The organism is Mesorhizobium sp. M2A.F.Ca.ET.043.02.1.1, assembly GCF_003952405.1.
GTDB lineage: Bacteria > Pseudomonadota > Alphaproteobacteria > Rhizobiales > Rhizobiaceae > Mesorhizobium.
This window is the reverse complement of the sequence record NZ_CP034445.1, coordinates 6,039,813-6,062,230: the sequence shown is the minus strand read 5'-3', so window position 1 is coordinate 6,062,230 and position 22,418 is coordinate 6,039,813. Positions and strand designations below refer to the sequence as shown.

General features: G+C 63.9%; 20 protein-coding genes and 1 pseudogene. 12 read left to right on the top strand and 9 right to left on the bottom strand.

Translation table 11 applies throughout. From position 1 onward, the window contains the following. The first annotated feature begins 30 nt into the window (after nucleotides 1-30). From EJ068_RS29215 to EJ068_RS29200, 4 genes are all read left to right on the top strand, one after another. Nucleotides 31-510 carry a cupin domain-containing protein gene (locus EJ068_RS29215; RefSeq protein ID WP_127251322.1) on the top strand — a complete coding sequence of 160 codons (480 nt, stop codon included), beginning with the start codon at nucleotides 31-33 and terminating at the stop codon, nucleotides 508-510. Between the two features lie 106 nt (nucleotides 511-616). Beyond that, nucleotides 617-2,014: a class II fumarate hydratase gene (fumC, locus tag EJ068_RS29210; protein WP_128315312.1), complete on the top strand. Its 1,398-nt coding sequence runs from the start codon at nucleotides 617-619 to the stop codon at nucleotides 2,012-2,014. Between the two features lie 398 nt (nucleotides 2,015-2,412). Then, a complete protein-coding gene (locus EJ068_RS29205; RefSeq protein ID WP_127251320.1) occupies nucleotides 2,413-2,835 on the top strand; it encodes a DoxX family protein in 423 nt (140 codons plus the stop codon). A 122-nt stretch (nucleotides 2,836-2,957) separates the two neighbouring features. Continuing rightward, nucleotides 2,958-3,380 (top strand): DoxX family protein, encoded by a 423-nt coding sequence (locus EJ068_RS29200; RefSeq protein WP_127251319.1) that lies wholly within the window; start codon nucleotides 2,958-2,960, stop codon nucleotides 3,378-3,380. A gap of 25 nt (nucleotides 3,381-3,405) precedes the next feature. Here EJ068_RS29200 and ppx read toward each other — a convergent pair whose 3' ends face one another. Both ppx and EJ068_RS29190 read right to left on the bottom strand, forming a co-directional pair. Beyond that, the gene (gene ppx / locus EJ068_RS29195; protein ID WP_127251318.1) at nucleotides 3,406-4,941 is read right to left on the bottom strand and encodes an exopolyphosphatase; all 1,536 of its coding nucleotides are present in this window, start codon (nucleotides 4,939-4,941) and stop codon (nucleotides 3,406-3,408) included. Beyond that, the gene (locus tag EJ068_RS29190) at nucleotides 4,938-7,133 is read right to left on the bottom strand and encodes an RNA degradosome polyphosphate kinase (RefSeq protein ID WP_127251317.1); all 2,196 of its coding nucleotides are present in this window, start codon (nucleotides 7,131-7,133) and stop codon (nucleotides 4,938-4,940) included. Before EJ068_RS29190 ends, ppx begins: the two co-directional genes overlap by 4 nt. A gap of 249 nt (nucleotides 7,134-7,382) precedes the next feature. Between EJ068_RS29190 and EJ068_RS29185 the strand changes: the two genes are divergently transcribed. Together EJ068_RS29185 and EJ068_RS29180 are read left to right on the top strand one after the other, a co-directional pair. Then, complete coding sequence (locus tag EJ068_RS29185) at nucleotides 7,383-7,628, top strand: zinc-finger domain-containing protein (protein WP_027169907.1); 246 nt, start codon at nucleotides 7,383-7,385, stop codon at nucleotides 7,626-7,628. 7 nt (nucleotides 7,629-7,635) lie between these two features. Next, nucleotides 7,636-8,871: an FAD-dependent monooxygenase gene (locus EJ068_RS29180; RefSeq protein ID WP_127251316.1), complete on the top strand. Its 1,236-nt coding sequence runs from the start codon at nucleotides 7,636-7,638 to the stop codon at nucleotides 8,869-8,871. Nucleotides 8,872-8,902: 31 nt separating this feature from the next. On the opposite strand, the gene EJ068_RS29175 is transcribed toward EJ068_RS29180, so the two are convergent. The 5 genes from EJ068_RS29175 to EJ068_RS29155 form a co-directional block, all read right to left on the bottom strand. Further along, nucleotides 8,903-9,571 carry a TIGR02117 family protein gene (locus tag EJ068_RS29175; protein ID WP_127251315.1) on the bottom strand — a complete coding sequence of 223 codons (669 nt, stop codon included), beginning with the start codon at nucleotides 9,569-9,571 and terminating at the stop codon, nucleotides 8,903-8,905. Nucleotides 9,572-9,853: 282 nt separating this feature from the next. Further along, nucleotides 9,854-10,657, bottom strand: coding sequence for an amino acid ABC transporter ATP-binding protein (locus EJ068_RS29170; protein WP_127251314.1), 804 nt, complete (start codon nucleotides 10,655-10,657; stop codon nucleotides 9,854-9,856). A gap of 67 nt (nucleotides 10,658-10,724) precedes the next feature. Beyond that, nucleotides 10,725-11,882, bottom strand: a complete 1,158-nt coding sequence (locus tag EJ068_RS29165; protein WP_127251313.1) for an amino acid ABC transporter permease — start codon at nucleotides 11,880-11,882, stop codon at nucleotides 10,725-10,727. A gap of 4 nt (nucleotides 11,883-11,886) precedes the next feature. Next, complete coding sequence (locus tag EJ068_RS29160; RefSeq protein ID WP_126083219.1) at nucleotides 11,887-13,074, bottom strand: amino acid ABC transporter permease; 1,188 nt, start codon at nucleotides 13,072-13,074, stop codon at nucleotides 11,887-11,889. A gap of 62 nt (nucleotides 13,075-13,136) precedes the next feature. Beyond that, a complete protein-coding gene (locus tag EJ068_RS29155) occupies nucleotides 13,137-14,165 on the bottom strand; it encodes an amino acid ABC transporter substrate-binding protein (RefSeq protein WP_095820064.1) in 1,029 nt (342 codons plus the stop codon). Nucleotides 14,166-14,646: 481 nt separating this feature from the next. Here EJ068_RS29155 and EJ068_RS29150 point away from each other — a divergent pair, with 481 nt between their 5' ends. The 5 genes and pseudogenes from EJ068_RS29150 to EJ068_RS29130 all read left to right on the top strand — a co-directional run bounded on the left by EJ068_RS29150 (nucleotide 14,647) and on the right by EJ068_RS29130 (nucleotide 19,025). Next, nucleotides 14,647-15,819 carry a cystathionine beta-lyase gene (locus EJ068_RS29150; protein ID WP_127251312.1) on the top strand — a complete coding sequence of 391 codons (1,173 nt, stop codon included), beginning with the start codon at nucleotides 14,647-14,649 and terminating at the stop codon, nucleotides 15,817-15,819. 150 nt (nucleotides 15,820-15,969) lie between these two features. Further along, nucleotides 15,970-16,653: an RNA polymerase sigma factor gene (locus tag EJ068_RS29145; RefSeq protein WP_127251311.1), complete on the top strand. Its 684-nt coding sequence runs from the start codon at nucleotides 15,970-15,972 to the stop codon at nucleotides 16,651-16,653. 93 nt (nucleotides 16,654-16,746) lie between these two features. Continuing rightward, nucleotides 16,747-17,271: a DUF4142 domain-containing protein gene (locus EJ068_RS29140; RefSeq protein ID WP_126083222.1), complete on the top strand. Its 525-nt coding sequence runs from the start codon at nucleotides 16,747-16,749 to the stop codon at nucleotides 17,269-17,271. After that, nucleotides 17,268-17,576, top strand: coding sequence for a cupredoxin family copper-binding protein (locus tag EJ068_RS29135; protein WP_126083223.1), 309 nt, complete (start codon nucleotides 17,268-17,270; stop codon nucleotides 17,574-17,576). Before EJ068_RS29140 ends, EJ068_RS29135 begins: the two co-directional genes overlap by 4 nt. Before the next feature lie 364 nt (nucleotides 17,577-17,940). After that, nucleotides 17,941-19,025: pseudogene (locus EJ068_RS29130) on the top strand (HPP family protein). Nucleotides 19,026-19,127: 102 nt separating this feature from the next. Here the strand turns inward: EJ068_RS29130 and EJ068_RS29125 are convergent. Continuing rightward, complete coding sequence (locus tag EJ068_RS29125; protein WP_129554946.1) at nucleotides 19,128-19,994, bottom strand: crotonase/enoyl-CoA hydratase family protein; 867 nt, start codon at nucleotides 19,992-19,994, stop codon at nucleotides 19,128-19,130. Between the two features lie 84 nt (nucleotides 19,995-20,078). Here EJ068_RS29125 and EJ068_RS29120 point away from each other — a divergent pair, with 84 nt between their 5' ends. After that, complete coding sequence (locus EJ068_RS29120) at nucleotides 20,079-20,669, top strand: TetR/AcrR family transcriptional regulator (RefSeq protein ID WP_126083226.1); 591 nt, start codon at nucleotides 20,079-20,081, stop codon at nucleotides 20,667-20,669. Between the two features lie 50 nt (nucleotides 20,670-20,719). Here the strand turns inward: EJ068_RS29120 and EJ068_RS29115 are convergent, their stop codons facing one another. Then, entirely contained in the window at nucleotides 20,720-21,943 is a 1,224-nt protein-coding gene (locus EJ068_RS29115) for an anion transporter (RefSeq protein ID WP_127253722.1), read from the bottom strand. Between the last annotated feature and the right edge of the window lie 475 nt (nucleotides 21,944-22,418).

The following is a 22,418-nucleotide window of genomic DNA, read 5'->3' as shown; positions in this document are numbered from 1 at the left end:
TTCGCCGGCGCCCAACGAGAAAGAGCAATCATGACAATGATCAACACCAGCATCGCAGGCAAGGAACTCCTTTGGTTCAACAACACGCTTGTCGCCATCCAGGTCTCTTCGGCCGACGGCGAGGATGGGATCTGCGTTATCGAACACCGCCAGCCCTATGGCGATTCCGCGCCGCTGCACGTGCACCGCAACGAGGACGAGGTGTTTCATATCCTTGAAGGGCGGATACGCTTCGTCATCGACGGCCGCGGGCGGATCGCCGGCGCCGGCGAGACCGTGCTCGCGCCGAAAGGCCTGCCGCACACCTACAGGGTCGAGTCTCCGGAAGGGGCGCATACGCTCACAGTGACGCGCGGTCCGGATTTCGAGACGATGGTGCGCAAGGCAAGCCGCCCCGCTGAACGGCCCGACCTGCCGCCGGCGGCGACGCCGACGCCGCAGACGATCGAGATGCTGACCAGGCTGTGCGCCGAGAACGGCATCGACATTGTCGGGCCGCCGCTGGGGTGACCCTTGCCTTCAACCGATTTGCATCTTGCTCGCCCGCAATCTCCGCTTGATGCCGTTTGTGCAACGCGATACGCCCTTGCCCAAATCGACAGGCCGGAGAGTTCCCGTGAGCGCAGAAAAGACCAGAACCGAAACCGATACGTTCGGCCCTATCGAAGTGGCGGCCGACCGCTATTGGGGCGCGCAGGCGCAGCGCTCTCTGGGCAATTTCAAGATCGGCTGGGAGAAGCAGCCGGCATCGATCGTGCGCGCGCTCGGCATCGTCAAGCGCGCCGCGGCAGAGGTGAACATGGAGATGAAGCGGCTCGATCCGGCTATCGGCAAGGCGATCGTGGACGCCGCGCAGGAAGTGATCGACGGCAAGCTCGACGAGCATTTCCCGCTGGTGGTGTGGCAGACCGGCTCCGGCACGCAGTCCAACATGAACGCCAACGAAGTGATCTCCAACCGGGCGATCGAGATGCTCGGCGGCGTGATGGGCTCGAAGAAGCCGGTGCACCCCAACGACCACGTCAATATGAGCCAGTCGTCCAACGACACCTATCCCACGGCCATGCACATCGCCTGCGCCGAGCGGGTCGCCCACCATCTGATCCCTGCCCTGCATCATCTGCACAAGGCGCTCGACGCCAAGGCGCGCGCCTTCAACCACATCATCAAGATCGGCCGCACGCACACGCAGGACGCCACGCCGCTGACCCTTGGCCAGGAATTTTCCGGCTATGCCGCGCAGGTCGCTTCGTCGATCAAGCGGATCGAGCAGACGTTGCCCGGCCTGCAGGAACTGGCGCAAGGCGGCACCGCCGTCGGCACCGGCCTCAACGCGCCGGTCGGCTTCGCGGAAAAGGTGGCGGACCGCATCGCCGCCATCACCGGCATCGCCTTCGTGACCGCGCCGAACAAGTTCGAGGCGCTCGCGGCGCATGATTCCATGGTGTTCTCGCATGGCGCGATCAACGCGGCGGCCGCGGCTCTCTTCAAGATCGCCAACGACATCCGCCTGCTCGGCTCCGGCCCGCGTTCGGGCCTCGGCGAGCTGTCGCTGCCGGAGAACGAGCCGGGCTCGTCGATCATGCCAGGCAAGGTCAACCCGACCCAGTGCGAGGCGTTGACGCAGGTCTGCGTGCAGGTGTTCGGCAACAATGCGGCGCTCACCTTCGCCGGCAGCCAAGGCCATTTCGAGCTCAATGTCTACAACCCACTGATGGCCTACAACTTCCTGCAGTCGGTGCAGCTGCTCGCCGACGCCTCCGTCTCCTTTACCGACAATTGCGTTGTCGGCATCGAGGCTCGCGAGGACAATATCAAGGCCGCGCTGGAGCGCTCGCTGATGCTGGTGACGGCGCTTGCCCCCACCATCGGCTACGACAACGCCGCCAAGATCGCCAAGACCGCGCACAAGAACGGCACGACCTTGCGTGAGGAGGCCCTGGCGACGGGACTGGTCAGCGAGGCTGACTATGATCGGCTGGTGCGCCCCGAGGACATGACGCATCCGGGGTAGTTTTCGCGACGCGGAGCGAGGCTGTTACAGGCTGCTGCGGCCTCGCGATGTCATTCCAGGGCGAAGTATCCCCGACCGCTTGCGGCTGCTTTGAGGTCACGGCATGGAATCCTATGGTCTGCGCGCGTCGCTTCGCTCCTTGCTCCGCTCGTGGATGACGACGTGACGAGCGTCCCGGCAATCTCCGAAGCCAGCGCTCGCAAACTTCGGACCGAGGGTTCCGTTTTGCGGCAGCAGAATTTACCGGGTTAGCCTAATCTCGCGACATGATTTTCGCACGCGGGCGCCAATTCCAAAAACATATATCCTGTGAACAATGTGTCGCCGCATAGGTGGCTTTTTGTGAACAGTCTACATCGTTTATCTGACGGGTCATTCAACCCGTTTGGAGAACCGCCATGTCCATCAACTCTTCAGTCGCCGGCAACGGCACCGCATCCAACAGCTCCACCACGATCCTGCTCGGTCGCATACTGCTTTCCGTCATCTTCCTGCTTTCCGGCTTCGGCAAGCTCACCGCCATTTCCGGCACCGCCGGCTATTTCGGCGCTCTCGGCCTGCCGGTGCCGACCGTAACCGCCGTCCTGGTTGGCCTGATCGAGTTGCTTGGCGGCCTTGCCATTCTCGTCGGCTTCCAGACCCGCATCGTCGCCTGGGTGCTCGCCATCTTCACGATCGCGACCGGGCTGGTCGCTCACACCGGCTGGGCCGACCAGATGCAGATGATCCAGTTCCTAAAGAACCTCGCCATCACCGGCGGCTTCCTCCTGCTCGCCTCGTCCGGCGCCGGCGCCTATTCGATCGACGCCAAGCGCGGCTGATCCTTCTTTCCTCCCAAGCCAAACTCGAAAGCGGCGCGGAATTTTCCGCGCCGCTTTTTCGTTGCAGGCGTAGACTGCGCCGCAGCCGGCATCAGCCGGACCGGCCGGCACGGGAGGTGGGAATGTTTCGCAATGCGTTGCTTCTGGTCTCGCGGCTGCTTCTTGCCGCGCTATTCGTGCCGTCGGGCTTTCAGGCCCTCACCCACATCTCCGGCACGATCAATTATTTCGCCGGGCTCGGCCTGCCGTTGCCGACTTTAGCGGCCTGGGGCACCGGCTTGTTCGAACTGATTGCAGGGCTCTTGATCCTCGTCGGTTTCCAGACCCGGATCGTAGCGCTTCTGCTTGCCGCCTTCTGCATCGTCGCGGGCTTCACCGGCCATTACGGCCAGGGCGGCGACGATGCCACTCTCGCCTTCCTGCACCAGCAGATGCTGATGAAGGACATCGCCATTGCCGGCGGCTTCCTGGCGCTCGCCATGGCCGGCGCCGGCGCATGGTCTGCTGACGGGCGCGGCTTCGGAATCAGCGCCGAGGTGACCTGAGTCAGCCCTATTCCACCGAAACATCCTATTTTACCGAGACGCTCGGACCGCCCTCGACCGCCAACACAAGGCGCCGGTTGGTGATGCGGGCCAGTTGCGCCAGCCGTCCGGCGGGGCGCTCGCCATAAAGGTCGGAAAGCGAGGCTGGCAGCACCAGCGCCAGCGCGCCGTTGCCACGGCTTTCCCATTTCAGCCGCGGCATGACGCCCGGCATCGCCGCCGTCAGCAGATAGACCACGCGCATCATCGCCGCCAGAACGCGGGCGCGTTCCAGAAGGCGCGGCGGCGCCAGCGCCTTGATCTCGGGCGCGATGCCGTCGTTGAAGATGCCGTCATGGCGGTAGGCGTTGGCCAGGGCCAGATAGGCGCGGCCGGGATGGTCGACGCCGATGAAGGAGGCATGCGCGATGATGTTGAGCGACTGCCTGCCGCGATATTCTGGATGCGCGCGCCATCCGATATCGGCGAGCAGGCAGGCGGCATGGCGGTAGCGCGTTTCGTCTTCCGTCTCGTCGATGCCGAAGGCCTTGAATGCCTTGCCGGTCCATTCGACAAGGTCATGCGCGTGGTGCACCGAGCGCGAGCGCAACAGCGCCAGTTCCTCGGCCGCCGAGATCAGCGGGTCAGCCTTCTGCTCCTCGGGGTCGAGCAGCGAATAGAGAAAACCCTCGCGCACGCCTTGCGCCGAGACGATGATCTTCGAGGGCTGCATCGCCGCCATGATCTCCTGCAGCACGACGGCGCCGTAGGGCAGCAGCGAGCGGCGGTTCTTGGAGACGCCTTCGATGCCCCTCACCTTCTCGACCTCGCCCTTGGCCACCTGCCTGAGGAAGGTCTGCGCGCTGTCGGCCGAAATCTCGTAGTGATGCATGATGCCGAGCGGGTAGTTGGTCATCTCCATATGCAGCCTGGCAAGGTTTCGCCAGGTGCCGCCGACGGCATAAAAGACCCTGCCTTGCCCGCCCTTGAGCAGCTTTGCCCGCGCCAGTTCCTGACGCGCGATCTTCTGCGCCTGCACCAGCGAGTTCTTGGCCATATCCTGCAGGCGCAGGCCGCCGAGCGGTAGCGTGATGCCGTCGCCGATCGCCTCTCGGTTGATGTCGATCAGCTCGAGGCTGCCGCCGCCGAGGTCACCGGCGATGCCGTTGGCCGGATGGAAACCGGAAATGACGCCAAGCGCCGAATAATAGGCTTCCTGGCGGCCGGTGAGCACGCGGATCTCGGTCTTCAGCACATCCTCGGCGCGGTGGATGAAATCGGGACCGTTGATGGCCTCGCGCGCGGCGGCGGTGGCCAGCACATACATGTGCTCGGCGCCCGCCTGATCCGACAGCGCGCGGAAGCGGCGGAACTCCTCCATCGAGCGCGTCACGGCCTCGGGATCGAGCTTGCCCGTCGAAACGATGCCGCGGCCGAGGCCGGCCAGCATCTTTTCGTTGAACAGCAGCGAGGGCGAGCGCGCCAGCCCTTCATAGACGACAAGGCGGATCGAGTTCGACCCTATGTCGATGATCGACAGTGGCCGCCGGTCCTGAAGCCGGCCCTGGGAAACTGCAATCACGCGGCGCTGTTCTTCTTGCGGCGTTTGAACTGGGCGATGCGCTTGGGCGCATGCGATTTCAGCGCGTCACCCCGTCCGGAGAGGCTCGGATTGGTCATGAAATATTCCTGCGCGTTGAACGGCTCCTCGCCCTCCTCCAGCGCAACGCGCCGGGAGGTGCCGTCAGCCAATACTTCGAAACTTTGCTGGTTGTCCATGATGTTGCCCAGCATGATCTGGCCAAGCACCTGTTCATGCACAGTTGGATTGGTGATCGGCACCAGGGTCTCGACGCGGCGGTCGAGATTGCGCGGCATCATGTCGGCGGACGAGATGTAGACGATCGCCTCGTCCGACGGCAGGCCGTAGCCATTGCCGAAGCAGAAGATGCGGCTGTGCTCGAGGAAGCGGCCGACGATCGATTTCACCCTGATGTTTTCCGAAAGGCCCGGCACCTGCGGCCTCAGGCAGCAGATGCCGCGCACGACGAGGTCGATCTCGACTCCGGCCCGGCTGGCATCGTAGAGCGCGTCGATGACGATCGGGTCGACCAGCGCGTTCATCTTCATCCATATGCGCGCCGGACGTCCTTCGCGTGCATGGACGACCTCCTCGGCGATGTGCTTCAGGATGCGGTTGCGCAGCGTGAAGGGCGACACAGCAAGGCGCATCTCCTCGGCCGGTTCGGCATAGCCGGTGATGAAGTTGAAAATCTGCGCGACATCGCGCGCGATCGTCGGGTCGGTCGTGAAGAAGGACAGGTCGGTGTAGATGCGGGCGGTGACCGGGTGGTAGTTGCCGGTGCCGAGATGGACATAGTTGCGTAGCCGGCCGTCCTCGCGGCGTACGATGAGCGACATCTTGGCGTGGGTCTTCAGCTCCAGGAAGCCGAACACGACCTGGACGCCGGCGCGTTCGAGGTCGCGCGCCCAGCGGATATTGGCCTCCTCGTCGAAGCGCGCCTTGAGCTCGACCAGCGCGGTCACCGACTTGCCGGCCTCGGCGGCGTCGATCAGCGCGCGCACGATCGGGCTGTCGTTCGACGTGCGGTAGAGCGTCTGCTTGATCGCCACCACCTCCGGGTCGGCGGCGGCCTGGCGCAGGAACTGCACCACCACGTCGAAGGATTCGTAAGGGTGGTGGACGATGATGTCCTTCTCGCGGATGGCGGCCAGGCAGTCGCCGCCATGCTCGCGGATGCGTTCGGGAAAGCGCGGATTGTAGGGGGTGAACTTCAGGTCGTCGCGCGGAATGGCGACGATCTCGGAAATCTGGTTGAGCGCCAGCGGACCGGTGAGCACGCTGATGCGGCTCGCCGAGACGCCGAGCTCGCCGGCGACGAAATCGCGCAATTCCGCCGGCATCAGCGTGTCGAACTCGATACGGATCACCGAACCGCGGCGCCGCCGCTTCAGCGCCGTCTCGAACAGGCGCACGAGGTCTTCCGATTCTTCCTCGACCTCGATATCGCTGTCGCGGATGATGCGGAACGTGCCCGAGCCCTTGACCTCATAGCCGGGGAACAGCTTGCCGATATAGAGGCCGACCGCCTCCTCCAGCGGGATGAAGCGCACATGGCGCTTGCGGTCCGGCAGGCGAATGAAACGCCTGAGCGCAACCGGCAGGCGCAAGAGCGCGCTCATCTCCTCACCGTTCTTGCGATGGCGCAATTGCAAGGCGATGGAAAAGCCGAGATTGGGGATGAAGGGAAACGGGTGCGCCGGGTCGATCGACAGCGGCGTCAGCACCGGGAAGACCTGTTCCTGGAAATGCTCCTCCAGCCAGGTCTTCTCATCCTTGGTCAGCGCGTCGCGGGTGATGCTTTCGATGCCTTCCTTGTTGAGCAGGGCCATCAGCGCCGAGAGGCTCTTCTGCTGGTCCTCCTGCAGGCGCTCGACCTCGCGCAGCAGCTGCTCGAGCTGCTGCTCGGGCGTGCGGCCATCCGGGCTCTTCAACGCGATCCCTTCGCGCACCTGACCGGCAAGGCCGGCAACGCGGACCATGAAGAACTCGTCGAGATTGGCGGCCGAGATCGACAGGAAGCGGACGCGTTCGAGCAGCGGATGATGATCGTTGAGCGACTCTTCCAGCACGCGGCGATTGAACTGAAGCCAGGAGAATTCGCGGTTGACGAAACGGTCGGGATTGCCGCCGTCGGGGCTCGCCGCCTCGACGGTGATGAACTCGCTCTGCACCGGCTTCAGTTCGTTCATGTTTCCCGCTCTTGCCCGCAACCGCCCGAGGGAGCGCCGCATCTTGCCGTCCGGCGACGCCCTAACATCTCTTTGTGACGCATGATCGTCACGGAATCGCTCCGTGCCAGCCTCACGCGCTTAACCGGCTCAACTTATCCTCTGCCAGCCTTTTGCGACAGTTTGATTTCATCGATCTTGCAAACTGGCATGTTATGCTCCAGATGCAGGCGGGTCACACCCACTGGCCGAACCCGATTGGAGACGACGATGGCAGGCGGTAGCATTCCCCATTTCCAGAACGACGCGGGCCATCCGGTCATCGAGATCGGCGTCAAGGAATTCATGTGCACCGGCGCCAACCCGCCTTTCGATCACCCGCACGTGTTCCTCGACATGGGTGACGACAATGAAAAGGTCTGCCCCTACTGCTCGACGCTTTATCGCTATTCGCCGTCGCTGAAGGCGACAGAAACGCAGCCAGCCGGCTGCCTCTATGTCGACCAGGCCGCCTGAGCCGACCATGATTGAAGCACGGTCCCGGCAAGTCGTCATAGCCGGGGCCGGCATCGCCGGATTGACGGCAGCACTTGCCTTCGCTGAGCGCGGCTTGCCGGTCAAATTGTTCGAGCAGGCCAAGCAGCTCCAAGCGGCCGGGTCCGGCCTCCAGCTGGCTCCCAACGCAACCCGCATCCTGCGCCGGCTTGGCGTGCTCGACCGTCTGTTGCCCAACGCGGTCCGGCCCGAAGCGGTGGTGCTGAAGGATGCGAAAAGCCTGCGTGAGCTGGCCCGCGTGCCGCTTGGACAGGCGGCCGAGAAGCGCTGGGGCGCGCCCTATCTGGTGGCGCACCGCGCCGACCTGCAGGCGGCCATGGCGGAGGAAATGGCAGGGCGGTCGGATATCGAGCTCGTTACCGGTGCGCGGGTGACAGGCATCGCCGCCGACCAGCGAAGCGTGACCGCGACGGTAGAGGCCGACGGCAAAACCACGTCGATTGCAGCCGGCCTGCTGGTTGGAGCCGATGGCGTCTGGTCGACGGTTCGCGCGCAGCTTGCGGCCCGGGACTCCGCCTTCGCGAGAAGCCGCTTCTCGGGCCGACTGGCCTGGCGCACCACCGTGGCGGTCGACAGCCCCGCCGGGCAGGCATTTGCCGAGATCGGGGTGGCGGGCTGCGTCACAACCTTCCTGCATCCCGGCTTCCATTTGGTCGCCTATCCCGTGAGCAAGGGCCGCACCGTCAACCTCGCCGCTTTCACCAGAGGCGAACGCATCGCGGAAGGCTGGTCGGGCCATGCCGACCCGGCCATCCTGTCCAATGCCATGCGTGGCACCGCAACGATGCTCGCAAAGCTCATCGCGCTGGCGGGGTCGTGGACGGCGTTTCCAATGCACACTGTCCGGCAACAGCGCTGGGCCGTCCCGCAAGGCATCGCGCTGATCGGCGACGCCGCGCATGCGATGACGCCGTTCGCGGCCCAGGGCGCGGCCATGGGAATCGAGGACGCCTCAGTGCTCGCCAATCTCGTTGCCGATTTTCCCGGCGATCCGGCCCACAGCCTCGCCGTCTGGGAAAATCTCAGGCGGCCGCGCGTCGAAAGGGTGCTCAAACGCGGCGCGTTCAATCGGCTGACCTGGCACGCCTGGGGACCGGTGGCAGTCGCCCGCAATCTGGTGCTGGCGACGCGGCCGCCGGAGAAGCTCGCCACGGACCTGGACTGGCTTTATGGCTGGGAGGAACGGAAGGTGGTGCAGGGGTAGAGCGCCCGAGGACTCGATTCACGGTACTGCGTCAGTTATACAATCCCATCGACCACCAAAGCGATACCGGCAGCGGGTTCCACCATCCCGTGCGAATGCCGGCGACGCGTAATCCCGCCGCCGTCCAGGTGTTGCAGCCGACCAGCGCGTTGAAATGGCCATTGGCTTCGTAGAAACGGTCGTAGGCCGAGTAGCCGGCATCCCCGACGGCCACAGGCTCGCCCTTGCCCTGTCGGAAACTCGCGGTGATGTAGTCCAGCAACGCCGCGAAATGCGCCTCGTCGATGTCGAAGCCGGCGACATCCGGATGCAGCTCCTTGATCGTGCCGGCAATATCGACATGCATCACCGAGGCGTCGAGCGTCAGCGCCTTCAACACCGGCGCGGCCTTCAATTGCGACCACGTTGGCGTCTCCAGATAGAAGGCGCGGCCGCCCCAGCCGAAGACGATGTAGCGTGCATCCGGGGCATCCATCGGCAGACCGGCATCGGCGAGGAAAGCAAACCGCCGACGAACGCCGTCATCCAGAGGGATAGCGATGTCGGTGTGGATCGGGTTCTTCAGCACCAATATGCGCCGTGTCCCCTCGCCTTCGGCCTGCGCCGCGGACCAGAGCGGGCGCGGCACCAGCGCGCCGAGCGCGACGGCAAGAAGCACTGCTCCGACGAGCATTGCCAGATATTGCAGGATTGTTCTCATCGGGCGCGGTACGTCCGGACGAGAAAAATGAAATGCGAAGCTTTCATCGCTATTTCCGAGATTAGCCGAAGCCGTTCGTGACTTCGTCATCCTCGGGCTTGACCCGAGGATCCATGCCGTGACCTGCGATGTAGAGCGCGACGGAGCAGAATTCTGCAAACATCGCAACGCCTTAGCGTCACGGCATGGATCCTAGGGTCTGCGCGCGTCGCTTCGCTCCTTGCTCCGCCCTAGGATGACGAAGGCACGGGCACGAGCCACCTCCCAGGAAACTGTTCCCGCTCAGTGCAGGATCTGCGACAGGAACAGTTTCGTCCGCTCATGGCGCGGATGGTCGAAGAACTCGGCCGGCGTGTTCTGCTCGACGATCTGGCCCTGATCCATGAAGATCACGCGGTTGGCGACCTTGCGGGCGAAGCCCATCTCGTGGGTGACGCACAGCATCGTCATGCCCTCTTCCGCCAGGCCCACCATCGTCTCCAGCACTTCCTTGATCATCTCGGGATCGAGCGCCGAGGTCGGCTCGTCGAACAGCATGATGCGCGGGTTCATGCACAGCGAGCGCGCGATCGCCACACGCTGCTGCTGGCCGCCGGAGAGCTGTCCGGGATATTTGTTGGCCTGTTCGGGGATCTTGACGCGCTTGAGGAAATGCATGGCGATTTCCTCAGCCTGCTTCTTCGGCATCTTGCGCACCCAGATGGGCGCCAGCGTGCAGTTCTCCAGGATGGTCAGATGCGGGAACAGGTTGAAGTGCTGGAACACCATGCCGACCTCGCGGCGCACCTCGTCGATCTTCTTCAGATCGTTGGTGAGTTCCTTGCCGTCGACGATGATCTTGCCCTTCTGATGCTCTTCCAGCCGGTTGATGCAGCGGATCATGGTCGACTTGCCGGAGCCGGACGGACCGCAAATGACGATGCGCTCGCCGCGCATGACCTTGAGGTTGATGTCCTTCAGGACGTGAAACTCGCCATACCATTTGTGCATGCCGACAATGTCGATGGCGACATCCGTGGTCGAGATGTGCATCTTCTTGGCATCGACCTTCAGGTCTTCCGCGCTGACGGCGTTTTCGGTGGACATGGCCAATTCCCCTTATCGTTGTGTTTGATGCATGTCCTAAAATCGCTCCACAGTTTTGGGACATGCCTCAGCGTTTGTAGCCGGTGTCGAGCCGGCGTTCGGTGTACATTGAATAGCGCGACATGCCGAAGCACAACAGCCAGAAAACAAAGGCGGCAAAGATCAGGCCGGACTTCGGGGTCTGCGGCGTCGCCCAGTTGGGGTCGGCGAAGTTCTGCTTCACCACGCCGAGCAGGTCGAACATCGAGATGATCAGGACCAGGCTGGTGTCCTTGAGCATACCGATGAAGGTATTGACGATGCCTGGGATGACCAGCTTCAGCGCCTGCGGCAGCACGATCAGGCCCATCTTCTGCCAGTAGCCGAGGCCGAGCGAGTCGGCGCCTTCATACTGGCCCTTGGGGATCGCCTGCAGGCCGCCGCGGATCACTTCCGCCATATAGGCGGCGGCAAACAGCGACACGCCGATCAGGGCCCGCAGGTATTTGTCGAAGCTGACGCCTTCCGGCAGGAACAGCGGCAGCATGACGCTGGCGAAGAACAGCACCGTGATCAGCGGAATGCCGCGTACCGTCTCGATGAAGACGACGCATAGCCATTTGATGATCGGCATCTTCGAACGCCGACCGAGCGCCAGCACGATACCCATCGGCAACGACACGGCAATGCCGACGAAGGACAGGCTGAGTGTGACCAGCAGCCCGCCCCAACGCGGGGTCTCGACATGCGGCAGGCCGAACACGCCGCCGACAAGCAGGACGAAGGCGACAACCGGCAGCGCCACGAAGAGCAGAAGCGCGTTCAGTCCCTTGCGCGGCACGCGCGGGATCAGCATCGGCACCAGCAGCGCCACGAACAGGATGGCGACCAGAATCGGTCGCCAGCGCTCCTCGATCGGATAGGTGCCGAACATGAACTGGCCGAACTTGGCGTTGACGAAGGCCCAGCAGGCGCCGGTCCAGCCGTCGGGCTGGATGCCGCCTTGCGAAGCGGTTGTGCACACCGTGCGGTCAGGGCCGGTCCAGACGGCGTTGATGAAGGCCCAGTTGATGATTTGCGGCAAGACCCACACCACGATGGCGATGCCCAGCACCGTGAGGATGGTGTCGCCGACCGAACCGATCAGGTTTTTGCGCACCCAGGCATAGGCGCCGCGTTCGGTAGGCGGCGCCGGCTGCGCCAACGCCATCTCGGTGCGCACCCAGGACATGTCGTGTTCCTGCATGGCCTTACCTCTCCACCAGCGCCATTCTGGCGTTGACGATGTTCATGACGAAGGACGTCACGAGACTCAGCACCAGATAGGCGACCATCATGATGAACACGCCCTCCACCGCCTGCCCGGTCTGGTTCAGCACGGTGCCGGCGGTGGCTGTCAGATCGGGGTAGCCGATGGCAATGGCCAGGGATGAGTTCTTGGTCAGGTTGAGATACTGGCTGGTGAGCGGCGGGATGACGATGCGCATTGCCTGCGGGATCACTACCAACCGCAGGATCGGACCGGAGCGCAGGCCGAGTGCCGCTGCCGCCTCGGTCTGGCCCCTGCTGACGCCCCTGATGCCGGCGCGCACGATTTCGGCGATGAAGGCCGCCGTGTAGAAGGATAGCGCCAACAGCAGCGACAGGAACTCCGGCTTGATCCAGAAGCCGCCGGTCAGGTTGAAGGTCGACTGCTTCGGGAAATCGAAGGTGAGCGGCATGCCGCTGAGCAGGAAAGCAAGCACCGGCAGGCCGATGATGAGAGCGACCGACGTCCAGAACACCGGGAATTGCTGGCCGGTTGCCCGCTGCCGCTGCCGCGCCCTGTGGGCGACGAACCATGCCATCGCGATGGCGAGCAGCAATGCGACGCCGATCAGCCAGGAGCCATCCCCCCAGACGGCCCGCGGTAGATAGAAACCACGCTGGTTGAGAAAGGAGCCGAGGGGCAGATGGATGCTCTCGCGCGGCGGCGGCAGCACGGCGAGCACGCCGGAATACCAGAAGAAGATGACCAGCAGCGGCGGGATGTTGCGGAAGATCTCGACATAAACCGTGCAGATCTTGCGGATCAGCCAGTTCTGCGACAGGCGTCCTATGCCGATGAGGAAGCCGACGATGGTGGCAAGCACGATGCCGGCGACGGCAATGATGATCGTGTTGAGCAGACCGACGACCAGCGCACGGAAATAGGTCGAGTCAGACGTGTAGGCGATCGGCGTGTCGGAGATGTCGAAGCCGGCCCTGCTCTTCAGGAAGCCGAAGCCTGATGCAATGTGCAGGCGCTGGAGGTTTTCGATGACGTTGTGGACGATCCACCAGATCGAGATGAACAGCAGGATCACGACCAGCGTCTGAAAGAACAGGCTGCGTATTCTCGGGTCATTGATGAAGGAGCCGCGGGTCGGCTCCTCGCGAAGGATTTCCTGCGAAGCCATGGACCGTCCCCTGGAAAGAGAAACCGGGAGGCAGACGACCTGCCTCCCGGATCACGTTTCGATCAGCGGATCGGCGGGCCGTATTGCAGGCCGCCCTTGGTCCACAGCGCGTTGATCCCTCGCGCGATCTTGAGCGGGCTGCCCGAGCCGACATTTCGCTCGAACATTTCGCCGTAGTTGCCGACAGCCTTGACGATGTTGACGACAAAGTCGTTGGAGAGGCCGAGATCGGCGCCATACTTGCCATCTGGCTCTGTGCCGAGCAGGCGCTGGATGTTCGGGTCGGTCGACGTCTTCATCTCCTCGACATTCGCCTGCGTGACGCCGGCTTCCTCGGCGTTCAAAAGCGCGAAATAGGTCCAGCGCGCGATATGCGCCCACTGGTCGTCGCCCTGGCGCACGGCCGGGCCAAGCGGCTCCTTGGAGATGATCTCGGGCAGCACGACATGGTCGGCCGGCGATGACAGCGTCAGGCGGATGCCATAGAGGCCGGACTGGTCGGTGGTGTAAGCGTCGCAGCGGCCGGCGTCATAGGCGGCGTTGACCTCTTCGAGCTTCTCGAACACGACGGGATTGTATTCCATCTTGTTCTTCTTGAAGTAGTCGGCGAGGTTGAGCTCGGTCGTGGTGCCGCTCTGCACGCAGACGGCGGCGCCCGAAAGCTGCAGCGCGGAATTCACGCCCGGCAGCTTCTTGGCGTTGATCATGAAGCCCTGGCCGTCATAGTAGGTGACGCCGACGAAATCGAGACCGAGCGCGCTGTCGCGGTTGCTGGTCCAGGTGGTGTTGCGCGACAGGAGGTCGATCTCGCCCGACTGCAGCGCGGTGAAACGCTCCTTGGCGCTGAGCGGCGTGAACTTGACCTTGGAGGCGTCACCGAAAACGGCGGCCGCAACGGCGCGGCAGAAGTCCGCGTCGATGCCTTTCCAGTCACCCTTGTCGTCCGGCGCCGAAAAGCCGGCGAGGCCGGTCGAGACGCCGCACTGAAGAAAGCCCTTCTGCTTCACGGTATCGAGCGTGCCTGCCGAAGCGGCGGACGCCATGAACCCGAGCGCGGCGGCGCCAAGAATGCCGATTGCAATGTGTTTCATGACCCACATACCCTTTTCTGTTACAGGCGCCCCTGCTGTCAGGCGACGCTTGATCTTTTTTCGTTTGTGAATGCAGCTCCCACTTCAGGCCCACTCCCGGACCCGCATCAGTTGCCGATGCGCTGCCTCCCATTCACGAAACGCATCGAAGGCGATTATTCCTGTGAGGTCAAGGGAAATGACCGAAACCCCAAAGGTTTGAAAAGCAATTGCCGCAAATGCCTGAATTGCGGACAAGAGCCCATGAAATCGGCAGTCCATGCGAACAAATCAGTCAAGTTGCAACGGTGCGAATCCATGAGCCGGCGGCCGAATCCGCTTCGGCAATAGCGGTGCTTTGTTGGGCGCGGGCGGGCTTGGATTGGCCTAGCCGAAGACGGGCTTTTGGCGGGCCTGGCGCGGTTGCGCGGGCTTGGCCGCCGCTTTATGGCTGTCCCCTGACATCATTCGACCCCTTACATGAAATGGCTGGCGACGAACCATGGGTAAAGACGGCATCGAAATGCGCACCAACACGCTGCTTGCCCATTCCGGCAACAACCCGCGCGACTATTTCGGCTTCGTCAACCCGCCGGTCGTGCACGCCTCCACGGTGCTTTACGCCGATGCCGCTTCGATGGCCGGACGCAGCCAGAAATACACATACGGCACGCGCGGCACGCCAACGATGGATGCGCTGACGCTCGCCGTCGACGCGCTTGAAGGCTCGGCCGGCACCATCGCGGTGCCTTCGGGACTGGCGGCGGTGACGGTACCGCTGCTCGCCTTCCTCGCCGCCGGCGACCATCTCTTGATCGTCGACAGCGTCTATCACCCGACGCGCCACTTCGCCGATACGATGCTGAAGCGACTCGGCGTCGAGGTCGAATATTACGAGCCGCGCATCGGGGCCGGCATTTCTTCGCTGATCAGGCCCAACACCAAGGTGGTGTTCACCGAATCGCCGGGATCGAACACCTATGAGGTGCAGGACATCCCGGCCATCGCCAAGGCTGCGCATGAAGCGGGCGCCATCGTGATGATGGACAACACCTGGGCGACGCCGCTCTATTTCAAGCCACTCGACCATGGCGTCGACATCTCGATCCAGGCGGCGACGAAATATCCGGCCGGACATTCCGACGTGCTGCTCGGCCTGGTTTCGGCCAACGAGACATATTGGAAGCAGCTCTATGATGGCTTCTGCACCCTCGGATGCTGTTCGGGACCCGACGACATCTACCAGGTGCTGCGCGGCCTGCGCACGATGGGGGTGCGGCTCGAACATCACCGCAAGTCCGCGCTCGATATCGCGCGCTGGCTGGAGGAGCAGGCCGCGGTCGCGCAGGTGCTGCATCCGGCACTCGAAAGCCATCCCGACCATGCGCTCTGGAAGCGCGATTTCTGCGGCTCGAGCGGCGTCTTCTCGATCGTGCTCGACGGCGGCGGCCAGAAGGCCCAGCACGCCTTCCTCGACGCGCTCAAGATCTTCGGTCTCGGCTATTCCTGGGGCGGCTATGAGAGCCTCGCCGTTCCGGTCTTCCTCGGCGACCGCACGCTTGCCAAGGGCTCGTATGCCGGTTCGCTGATCCGCTTGCAGATCGGGCTTGAGGATGTCGAAGACCTCAAGGCCGACATCGCGCGTGGGCTGGCGGCGGCGGCTGCCGTCGAGTGACGAGCTGATCAGTAGGCGCCGGCCGCCACATTTGCAGCCGCAGACATGCCTGGGCCGAAGCGATAGCATAGCCCGCGCAATCAACTCGGGAACCTTTTGCCGGCAGGCGCATCCAATTGCGGATGCAAAACTGCCGGGGGATCGAGCGAGATGAGAAGGCCCGCTATTGAAGCCGCCGGGATCGGCGCGGCAGCGGCCGGCGACATGGCGCTGGTGCGCCGGGCGCTGGCGCGCGATCCGGATGCGTGCCGTGCCATCATCAAGACGCACAATCAGCGGCTCTACCGCATCGCGCGCGGCGTGGTGCGCAACGATGCTGAGGCCGAGGACATCGTGCAGGAGGCCTATATGCGCGCCTTCGCCATTCTCGGCGCCTTTCGCGGCGAGGCCTCTTTGTCGACCTGGCTGTCGCGCATCGTCATCAACGAGGCGCTCGGCCGGCTGCGCAAGCGCAAGCGCATGGTGGCGATGCCCGAAATCCCGGAGGCGCGGGTCATCCCGTTTCCCCTCAATCCAAGCGACGATCCGGAGCGGACAATGGCGCAGCGACAAATCCTCGGGCTTGTCGAACGGGCGACCGACAGCCTTCCCGATGTCTATCGCAGCGTTTTCGTCGCCCGTGTCATCGAGGGCCTCAGCATCGTGGAAACGGCCGACCTTCTGGGCGTGCGGCCTGAGACAGTTAAGACACGGCTGCACCGGGCGCGCGCCCTGGTGCGCAAGGCGCTGGACGACGAGATCGGTCCGGTGCTGCTCGACGCCTTCCCCTTCGCCGGCCGGCGCTGCGAGCGGCTGACGCAGGCGGTGATGAAGCGCTTGGGTTTCGAAGGCTGACTTTCCCGGGGAACGTTTCTCGCTTCCCGGCATCCAATGGCCGTCAACCCTCAGATGAAGCCCGAAGCCGATGCGCCGGGCGAAGGAGATGCCATGTTCATGCGACCGACCGCCGCCCTCGCCGCCCTTTTCCTGATGAGCAACGCGCCGCTGGCGCTGGCCGCCGACAAGCCCACCGACCCGCAGATCGCCCACATCGCCTATACAGCCGGCTCGATCGACATCGAGGCGGCCAAGCTGGCGATCAAGACGTCCAAGAACAAGGAGATCGTCGCCTTCGCCAAGGACATGGAGCGCGACCATGAGGCGGTGAACAGCCAAGCGCTCGACCTGGTGAAGAAGCTGAAGGTCACGCCCGAGGATAATGACACCAGCAAGGCGCTGGCCAAGGCTGCCAAGGAGGAGCGCGCCAAGCTGGCGAAGCTCAAGGGCTCCGAGTTCGACAAAGCCTATATCGAGAACGAAGTGGCCTATCACAAGCAGGTCAACGGTGCGCTCGAAACGCTGCTCATCCCCTCGGCCAGCAATGCCGAGTTGAAGAGCCTGCTGGAGACCGGGCTCAAGATCTTCCAGGGACATGAGCAGCATGCCGAACATGTCGCCGGCATGCTGAAATGAGGCCGCTGCTTCTTGCGTCGATGCTGGTGACGGTGCTCATGGCACCGCCAGCCTTCGCGGCGACCATCGAGGTGACGATCGACAAGCTGGTGTTCTCGCCGGCGAGCGTTAAGGCCAAAGTTGGCGACACGATTGAGTGGACAAACAAGGATATTCTCGCCCACACCGCCACGGTCAAAGGCGGCTGGGATGTGATGATCCCGGCAAAGTCGAAGGGCAAGGTCACGCTGAAGGCGGCGGGAGAGGTCGACTATTTCTGCCGCTTCCATCCCAACATGAAGGGCCATATCGGGGTGGCCCCCTAAACCCGCCGCCCCCTGGCCCGGCGCTGGGAGAGCGAGGCGCGCACGGCGCCTCGCTTGCTTGGCGGCAATCTTCCGAATGCCGGCGCGCAACCCACCCTGCCCGGCCGCGGCCCGCCGCTATACTGCGCCAACGCACCCTTAGCCGAAGCGGGGACTTCCGGCGAGTTGCCCAGCGGATACTGCTAACCATCAACGCCTTGACGCGATTGACAAAGCCTGGGCCGCTGGCGGCATGTCCTCCGCAGCGTGCCGCGCAATAATATTCCCTCCGGCCGCGAATATACGGATTGGTTTGGCTTCCAAATCCGTGACTTCAGCGGCATTGCGTGCAGCGCAATTCCACCCATTCGATCCAGGGCCTGCCATGGCGTTTCGCCTCTTTGTTCCAATCCTCGCCGGAGCGACGCTTCGCGAGCGGCTGCTCGCCTGCATCGGCGCGACCATCGGCATCGCGCTCACCGGCATGATCAGCGGGCTTGCCATGGGCAGCGGCCCGCTTGTGGCGATGCTGGTGGCGCCGATGGGCGCTTCCGCCGTGCTGCTCTTTGCCGTTCCCTCGAGCCCGCTGGCGCAGCCCTGGTCCATCATCGGAGGCAACACGATTTCGGCGCTGGTCGGGGTGACGGTGGCGCATTTTGTGCATGACACGGTGATCGCCTCCGGCCTTGCGGTGGCGCTGGCGATCGCCGCCATGTCGTTCACGCGATCATTGCATCCGCCGGGCGGCGCGGCGGCGCTTACCGGCGTGCTCGGCGGGCCGGCGGTTGCGGCGGCCGGCTTCCTGTTTCCGTTTGTGCCGGTGGCGCTGAACTCAACCGTCCTGGTCGCGCTCGGCTTCCTCTTCCACAAGCTGTCGCGCCGCAACTATCCCCATGTTCATGTGCCGGCCAACAGCAGTCACGGCACAGCCGACCGGCCGCCGGCCGAGCGCGTCGGGTTTCGGCCCGAGGATGTCGATGCGGCGCTCTCGGCGCTCGACGAAACCTTCGACATCGACCGCGATGACCTGGAGCGGCTGCTGCGCCAGGTCGAGCTGCAGGCAATGGTGCGCTCGCAGCGCACGCTGCTTTGCCGGGACATCATGTCCCGCGATGTGATCTCGGTGCCGGAGACGGCTTCAGCCGACGAGGCGCGCAACCTTTTGATCGACCACAACATCCGCACCTTGCCGGTCGTCGACGCGGAAGGACGGCTCACCGGCGCAATCGGCCTGCGCGAGCTGACGAGAGCGACCGACACGGTGGGAGGGGTGATGTCGAAAGCAAGCACCGCTTTGCCCGACATGCCGGCGATGAGCCTGCTGCCGACACTGACCGACGGGCGCAGTCATGCGGTGGTGATCGTCGATGGCGGCCGGCATATACTTGGGCTGATCACGCAGACCGTCTGCTGGCTGCGGCTGCGCGCGTGCAGCAGGCAGGCAAGGCGCCGTTGAAAGCGGTGGCCTAGGAGCAATTCGAGGACCATGGTCACGGTCTTCCGCCTGAAAGTGCATGGAACCTGAAGCGGTTCAGCGCTTCAGTGAAAAGCCGAGCCGCTTCAGACAGGGCGTCAGCCAGGCAAGTGGACCGCCCGGTCGAGACGCCGCGTGGCGCCAGTGGCCTTGTCCGGCCGGGCGACATGCGCCCATGAGCCGTGATAGACCGCCTGCCGCCGCTCGATCCAGGCGTTCACGCCCTCGCGCAGGTCTGCTGTCGGGGCCACGCGGGCGAATTGCTCGGCCTCCACCAGCAAGCCTTCCGCTATGCTCGAGTTGATGCCACGCGCCACCGCTGTGAGGATGCTGGCGACCGCCGTCTGCGAATGACTGACGATGCGGCGGGCAAGGTCAAGGGCCGCCCGCATCAGCTCTTCGTGCGGCACGACCTGGTTGACCAGGCCAAGCTCGGCGGCACGAGCGGCGGAGAATGTCTCACCGGTTAACAGCAGCTCCAGCGCGCGCTTGCGGCCGGCAAGCCGCGGCAGCCGCTGCGTGCCCCCGAAAGTCGGCGGCATGGCAAGCTTGATCTCCGGCTTGGCGAACAAGGCACGGTCGCTGGCGACGGCCAGCGGCACCGCTTCGGTGATCTCGCAGCCGCCGCCAAAGGCTAGGCCGTTGACGGCGGCGATCACCGGCTTGCGGAACGCCTCCAGCCGCGCCGTCAGACGCTGGCCGCGCATGACGAAATCGCGCAGCGCCGCATCGGTGCCCTCGGCCACGCTCAACGAGAATTCGTGGATATCGCCGCCGGCGGAAAAGGCGCGCTCCCCTGCCCCTGTGAGGATGACGGCGCGCACGTCATTATCCGTCTCGATCAAGTCGAGACGCGACAGCAGCCGGTCGATCAGCGCGTAATTCAGCGCATTCAGCTTGTCGGGGCGGTTGAGGGTGAGGATCGCGACGCGGTCGCGCGTCTCGCTCAGCACAAGGTCGGTCATGGCTTTTTCCTTTTCCGGTGGTTCGGCGGGATAAGGAGCAGGCTTTCGGTTGCTTGTATATTCACTAGTCGGTATACTTACACGATGAGCGAAAAGACCAATCCTACGCGAAAACGCCTGGTCGATGCGGCGACCAAGCTCTTCTATGCCGAAGGCATCGGCCGCGTCAGCGTCGACGCCGTGGCCGAGAAGGCAGGACTTACCAAGCGCACGCTCTACTATCATTTCAAGAGCAAGGACGATCTGATCGCGGCCTATCTCGATGGACGCGACCAGCCTAATCTCGAGCAGATGGCGGGCTGGTTCGATGCGGCGGAGGGCGGCGCGGACAAAAAGGTCGAGGCGATCTTCACCAACTTAGCGCGGGTTGCCCGCCATCCCAAATGGAAGGGCTGCGGCTTCCTGCGCACGGCGGCCGAGCTGGCGGCGATGCCGGGGCATCCGGCGGTGAAGGCGGGAGCACGCCACAAGACCAATTTCGAGAAATGGCTGGCCGGCGCGCTTTCAAGCCACGATGTCGCCCAGGCGAAGATGCTGGCGCGCGAGATCGTGCTTTTGATGGACGGCGCCTTTTCCAGCATGCTGATCCATCACAATCCCGACTACGTCAACGCCGCCGGCCATGCCGCCGCGACGCTGATACGGGCGCGGATGGCAGGCAAACACGCAGCTTAGATCGTGGACGCTCGCGGCGCGTCGATTGAGGCGTTCGAGGGGCGGCCTCTTCAGGACAAGGCCAGCCAGGCGGTGCCGGCGAGAAGCGTCACCAGCGTCAGCGGCAGGCCGACCTTGAAAAAAGCGGAAAAGGAAAGCTGCTTGCCGGCAGCCTTGGCCTGCTCGGCGACGATCAGGTTGGCGACCGAGCCGAGCAGCGTGAAATTGCCGGCAAGCGTCGAGCTCATCGCCACGACCAGCCAGGCGCGCTCCGGGTTCTCCAGCCCGGGAATGAACGGCCGCAGCGCCAGCACCGCCGGCACATTGCTCATGATGTTGGAGAGCACCGCGGTGAAGCCCGAAAGGCGCCAGACATCGTCGAGGCCGATGTTCTTCGCCCAGGCGATCATGTCGGGCGTGAGCAGCGTGCGCTCGGCGCCTGCCACCACCACGAACAGGCCGGCGAACATGAAGAGCAGCGGCCCGTCGATCTCGCGATAGATGCGCCGAGGCTTGATTGCCCGGGTGACCAACAGGAAAGCGCCGGCAATCAGCGCCGCCTTGGCGACGGGAACGCCGGCGAAGAAGGCGAGCGCCAGCAGCACGCAGACGATGGTGGCCTTCAGCACCTGTCCGGGCAGCATGCGGCCCCGATACACTTCCGGGCTGAGCTCGGCGGGGCGGGAGAATTCCGCGCGGTAGACGATGCGTATGATGACGATGACGCAGAGCAGGCCGAATAGCGCCACCGGCGCGAGCGCCACCGTGAAGGCCGGATAGGAAATGCCGGACAGCGCGCCGATCACCATGTTCTGCGGATTGCCGGTGATGGTGGCGACGCTGCCGCAGTTCGAGGCGGTGCAGGTGGCGATGAGGTAAGGCACCGGGTTGCGGTTGATGACGCGGGTGACATGAACGACGATCGGCGCCATCACCAGGCAGATCGCGTCATTGACCAGGAAGGCCGAGAGCACGCCGGTCAACAGCGTCACCATGACCAGGAGCATGAAGGGCGCATGGGCGTGTTCGATGGCAAAGCCGCCAAGCGCCCGAAACGCGCCCGAAACCTTCAGATGCGCGACCACGATCATCATGCCGAGCAGCAGCGTGATGGTATCGAAATTGATGGCCTTGTAGGCATCCTCGATGCTGATCGCGCCGATGGCGATCATAAAGGCACCGCCAAGCAGCGCGATTCCGGCGCGGTCGAGGCGCAGCCCGGGAATGCGGCCGACGGCGACGCCGGCATAGGTGAGCACGAGGATGAAGAGCGCGCCCGCGCCGGTCCATGTCATTGCAAGAAGGTTCCCGTTGCCTGCCCTGTCCGCCAGAATCGGCCGGAGGACGGGTCGGCCTCACATTTAACAAGGGCGGCGGAAAGGGAAAGCGTGCAAGCGCAGCAAAGCGTGATGACGCTTTCATGGCTTTCACATTCATAAACCCTAATGTAAAGAACGGTGAATTAACATATCTGACCGAAAATCCAGGCGTTGGGGGACGAAACGGATGAACACGGTCGTTGAAGCGGAACATCGCGTCCTATCGCGGGAGGAATTGATGCGTCCGCAGGAATGTCCCCGCTGTCAGGGAGCCAAAAAAGTCTTCGTTTGCGCGCGCTGGCTGAGCTCGAACGGCCATTGCTGTCCGGAGGGCACCCACCGGATTAACTGCCCAGGACACAGCGTCGCCTGTCTCGAATGCAGCGGGCGCGGCAGCTAGAGCGTTTCACCGTTTCACGGAAACGGCGAACCGCTCTATCTCCTTGTTATT